Annotated in this window: 1 pseudogene; it reads right to left on the bottom strand. The window is 76.2% G+C overall.

What is annotated here, in order from left to right:
* A pseudogene (locus RMT89_RS45170) lies at positions 1-240 on the bottom strand (2,3-dihydroxybiphenyl 1,2-dioxygenase); the annotation flags it as partial.

The raw sequence follows: 240 nt of genomic DNA, 5'->3' as shown, positions 1-240 counted from the left end.
CGGTAGAACGGCAGCAGTGGCGCCACGTCGGCCACATGGAGCACCGCGTGTCCCATGCCGAGCGGGCCGGTGCGGAAGCCGGAGATCGGCCGGCCCGCGACGAACGGACTGTCGGCGAGCGCGGCGCCGTGGAAGATCTCCACGCGGTTCCCGCCGGGATCGTCGCAGGCGATGAAGTCGGCGACGCCGCGCGCGTCGGCCTCGGCGCGGCTCGCGCGGGTCACGCGCGTGCCGGCGGCC

Origin of the sequence: Streptomyces sp. P17, from assembly GCF_032436805.1 — a bacterium.
Taxonomy (GTDB): Bacteria; Actinomycetota; Actinomycetes; order Streptomycetales; family Streptomycetaceae; genus Streptomyces.
The sequence above is the reverse complement of the archived record's forward strand: the minus strand, read 5'-3'. Positions and strand labels throughout refer to the sequence as shown.